1 protein-coding gene is annotated in these 5,029 nt (G+C 69.5%); it reads right to left on the bottom strand.

The window, feature by feature from the left end:
* Positions 1-4,956 (bottom strand): DNA repair ATPase (locus D183_RS25525; protein ID WP_017910721.1); only part of this gene is annotated, 4,956 nt, incomplete at its 3' end.
* Positions 4,957-5,029: the final 73 nt, after the last annotated feature.

Below are 5,029 nucleotides of genomic sequence, written 5' to 3' on the forward strand. Positions count from 1 at the left end.
GGCACGCAGCCCCTGCAGGCCGCCTGCGATGTCCGCCAGCTGCGCCACCATGCGCCCGCCGACATCGGCCCCGTCGGCGCCCATCGCCTTGTTGCGCAGGAAATCGCGCTTGATCTGGTCCCAGCGCGCCTGTTCCTCGGCGCCCATCGCGCCGCGCAACTCGGCCAGCTTGAGCAGGTTCTCCTCGGCGCCGCTGGTCAGCAGTTGCGCCTCGCCCAGGTAGTGGTCGGAGATCAGCTGCTGCAACTCGGCCTCGTTCATCACCGGCGAGACCTTCTCCGCCAGCTTGTTCATGTTGCGGTAGCTGCCCTGCAGCCGGAACGGCGGCTCGGTGCGGTAGCGATCGTCCTGCGCAGCGCTGGCGATGTACTGCTGGTTGACCTTGTACACCACCTCGCGCACGCGCAGCAGGCGCTGCAGTGTGGCCACGATCTCGTTGATCTCCGCGCCGCTGTAGGCATGGCTGAGCGCGTTGCTGGAGATCTCCTTGCCGCGCGCGCGATCCACCAGCAGGTACAGGTCCGCCAGCTCGCGCGTGGCCAGCGGCGCGAGCACCGGATTGGAGGTGAGCGCGTTCTCGATGTAGCTGAGCAGGAACGCCTCCTCCATGCCGCCGAGCACGTCGCCCAGGTTGTAGATGTCGGCGCGGTTGGCGAGCATGTCCGGAATCTTGAACACCTCGCCCGACTCGGTGTACGGATTGCCGGCCATCACCACGCAGAACTTCTTGCCGCGCATGTCGTAGGTGCGCGTGCGCCCCTTCCACACGCCCTCGATGCGGCGCGTGCCGTCGCACAGCGAGATGAACTTCTGCAGGAATTCCGGGTGCGTGTGCTGGATGTCGTCGACGTACAGCATGGTGTTGTTGCCCATCTCCAGCGCGAGATTGAGCTTGAGCAATTCCTGTCGCGCGGTGGCGTCCGGCGCCTGCGCCGGATCCAGCGAGCGCACCGCGTGGCCCAGCGCGGGACCATTGATTTTCATGAAGACCAGGCCGAGCCGGCTGGCGACGTACTCCATCAGCGTGGTCTTGCCGTAGCCGGGCGGCGAGATCAGCATCAGCATGCCCATCAGGTCGCTGCGCTTGTTCTCGCCGACCGTGCCCATCTGCTTGGCCAGGTTGTCGCCGATCACGCCCAGGTAGACCTCATTGATCAGCTTGTTGCGCACGAACGAGGACAGCGGCCGCGGCTTGAACTCGGACAGGCGCAACTGCTCGCGCTCGCGGGCGATGACCTGCTGGCGCAGTGCCTGGTACTGGCGGAAGCCGGGCACGAACACCTGCTCGTGGTGGCGCAGGCGCGCCAGGAAATCGTCGATGGCCAGGCGCAGGCGCCCGCCTTCGATGCGCGGATGTTCGCCGAGCAGGCCCTCCACCGTGGCCATCAACGCCACCTCGCTGGCGCGGCTGCGCAGCCGCGGCGCCAGCAGCGCGATCGCCACCGCCTCGGGCGCGTAGCCGGCGTGGACCGCGAAGCGCGGATCGTGGCACAGGCCCTGCACCCACTGGCTGGCCTGCGTCCAGGCAGCGCCGAGCTTGCCGCGCACGCGTTCCAGGCCTTGCTCGAACTGCTCGCGCAGCCCGGCCTCGGCCAGCCGCGCATGCAGCGCATCGAGCAGTTCCCGCGCATGCCGGCTGAACGGAAAAGTCGGTTCGCCCTGCGCCAGTTCGGCCGCCAGGTAGGCGGCGGCCGCCCGCGCCTGGGCGGCATCGAACGCAAGCCCTGCGTCCTCGGCGAAACGCTGCATGGCCTGCGCCATCTCGGCCTGCAGCGCGTCGCGGCCGTCGCGCGCGCCGAACAGGCGCGCGATCGCATCGACGCCGGCCTGGCGCGCGACCCACGCGGCCACCTCCTCCTCGCGCTGGCGTTCGGCCCAGAACGCCAGCGCCAGCGCGCGCGCGGCAGGGGCGTGCATCAGCGTGCCCGCGGCCTGCTGCAAGGGCAGCAGCGCCTGCAGGATGCGCGTGGCGTCGTGGTCGTGGATGCCGCGCTCGTAGCCCTCGCGGTAGCGCGGCGCGGCGAAGTCGCGCACGCTGCGCGCCAGCGCGTCGGGTGTGGCTGCCAGTTGCGCCAGCGCATCCAGGCTCAGCCCCTCCTCGCCCGCCAGCGCCGCTTCCAGCATGCGCCCGGCCAGGTATTCGCCGCGGTACAGCGTGGGCGATTCCGAATCCAGCGCCACCTGCCAGTAGGCGCGGGTGGCGTCCAACGCGGCGTCCTGCAGCGGCTCCAGGTAGTCGGTGCCGGTCAGATGCAGCGCCAGTCCGTCCTCGCGCGGCAGCAGGGTCAGGTCCAGTGCTTGCGTGTTGACGCTGAAGCGGTGCCGCGGACCCAGCCGCACCACGTTGCCGCCGGCCTCGAACAGCTCGCTGCGGTCGCGCAGCGCACGCACCGCCTGGTCGCGCACGCCCTTCAGCCGCGCCTCGACGTCGTCGGCCTTGACGCTGTCGCGGTAGCCGCGCAGCCGCTCGGCCAGCTCGCGCAGCTTGAGAATCAGCGGGTCGCCGGCGAAGAAGGCGTTGAGTTCGTCGGCATTGGCGAAGCGCTCGGTGCGCCGCGGCAGGCCGTCGAGGATGCGCGAGGCCGCGTCCAGCAAGGAGCGCGCCTTGCGCTGGCGGTCGTCGAGCAAGGCCTGCTTGTGCGTCTCGAACGCCTCGACCAGTTCCTCGCGCTTGCTGAGGATGTCGCCGAGGAACTGCTCGTGCTCGCCGAACTGGCTCTCCAGTTCCTCCAGTTGCACCATCAGCCGCGACAGTTGCTCGTCGGCGCGCTCGGGATCGGTGGACAGCGCCAGCGCGCTGGTGATCGCCTGGCCGAACAGGGCGAACTGCGCACCGAACTGGGCCACGGTCTCGGCCGAACCCAGGCTCTTGCGGCGCTGCTCGGCACGCGCGCGCGCCTGGTTGAGCCGCGCATACACTTCGGACAGAGCCTCGACCACGCGGGTGCGCTCGGTGGCGTCGTCGACCTTGAGCCCGGCCATCAGTTCCGACAGCAGGTCCAGGTCGGCCGACATCGCCTGCATCGCCTGCACCTGCTCGGACAGCGCGCGCGCGGTCGCCGCCGCCTGCGCCGCCGCGTCCAGTTCGGCCAGGCGCGCGTGCAACGGCGCCAGCGCGCTTTCGCTGCCGAGGAAACGCCCGGTGGCGGCGCCGACCGTGTCGTGGGCCTGCTGCAGCGTCGCGCCCATCGCATCGATCGCATCGGTGTCGATGTAGCGGTGCTCGCGGATGGTCAGCAGATGGCCGCGCTGCGCGGCGATGGCGTTGAGCGGTTCGACGAACTCCTGGATGCTGTTCCAGTTCTCCGGCTGCAACCGCGCCAGCAGCGCCTTGTGCGCGGCCGTGGCCTCGGCCATCGCCTGGTCGGACTGCTGGCGGATCGACAGCACCTTTTCGTATTCGTCCAGCACCGCCTCGCCGGTGGCGCTGATGCCGCGCAGCACGCCGGCCAGGTCGCCGCAGTGCGCGTCCTCCAGCCAATGGTGCGCGTCGAACAGGCGCCGCGCGTCCTCCACCAGCAACTGGTAGCGCTGCACCGACACCTCGTCGCGGTCGATCGCGCGCGCCAGCCCGAACAGGCTGGAGATGCCGCGCACCAGTTCGGCATTGCCGATGCGGCCGAGGAAGGTGTTGCTCGGCGGGCGCCTGGCAGCGAATTCGTCGCTGCTGAAGGGAGTCTGCCAGACCTGCATCGGATGGATCCGGGTCGGCTCGCTGCCCTCGGCATGGAACAGCACCATGCGCCCGTCCTGCAGCAACGCGTAGCCATGGCCGAACACCGGGTTCTGCAGCGCGCGGCGGATGGTGTTGTAGACGAACAGCGCGGACTTGCCGCCCTCGCGCTCGTAGAAGATGTACAGCACGTCCTCGCCGTTGGGCGAGCGGATCGCGCGCTTGAACTGCATCCCGTCCATCGCCGCGTCGAACGCCTTGTGATCGCCGTTCTGCAGGTAATAGCCGCCGGGAAAAATGATGCCGTGGTCCTCGGGCAGCTGCACGCAGGCCTGCACGATGGCGTCGTTGCGCACGATGCGGCCGCTGAGCGTGTTGTAGATCAGCCCGCGCCACTGCGTCTCGCGATACGGCAGCACCTTGAGCAGGACCAGGCTGCCGACCCGCGCGAAATCGAACTGTGCATCGTCCAGCGACTGGGTCTTGTCCTCCACCGGTTCGCTGTAGATGCCCTGCCCGGTCTCGGTGTTGTTCTCGACCTTGATGGTCAGATCGCCACCGATGGTCTCCACGAACAGGGTATCGAGGATGTTCAGATGCGAATGGCGCCCGTTCACCGCCATCTCGCGGGTGGCGCGGGTCCATTCGAAATCGAACGGCGGCGGCAGCGCGATGTCGCGTTCGCCGCGCGCATCGATGTAGGTGAGCGCGCCGTCGCTGTCCTGCGCCCAGCGGAAAACGCGCACGTCGCTGCTGCGCTCGCCGATCTGGAACGCCGCCAGCAGCTTGCCGCCGATGACGATCAGTTGCAGCAGCCGGGCGTGCTTGTAGTAGGCGTACAGCTCGCCGAAGTCGTGCACGAAGCCGGCCTGGCCGAGGAAGCTGCCGGCCAGGTCGATCGGGCTGACGTCGTAGCCGTCGGCCCCCTCGACCAGCCGGTACAGCCCGAACACGTCCTGCACGCGGGTCTGGTTCTTGAGCCCGAGGAACACGTTGTAGCCGAACAGCAGCAGGTCCGGCCCGACCTGCACGATGTCGCGACCGACGCAATTGTGCTCGGTGCGGATGCGGAAGCGGCCGTCCACCTCGAGACGGCTGTCGCCGAACTCCTGCAGGCGCTGCCGGTTGAGCGCCTCGACCGCGTCCTGCAGCCGCGCGCCCTGCTCGACCAAGCGCTTGCGCAGCACGTCGTAGGCGCCGCCCTGGGCGACCGCCTGGTCGACCTGGCTGGGCGCGTCGCCCTCGGGCTGGGGATCGGTCTGGGATTGGGGGGGTGTTGCCATCGTCGCGGCTCCTGCCGGCTTGCGGGGGATCGGCGCATCGCGCCGCGCGCCCGCCACGGGTTGCGACGACGCG

Source organism: Xanthomonas sp. SHU 199, from assembly GCF_000364665.1.
Taxonomy (GTDB): Bacteria; Pseudomonadota; Gammaproteobacteria; order Xanthomonadales; family Xanthomonadaceae; genus Xanthomonas_A; species Xanthomonas_A sontii.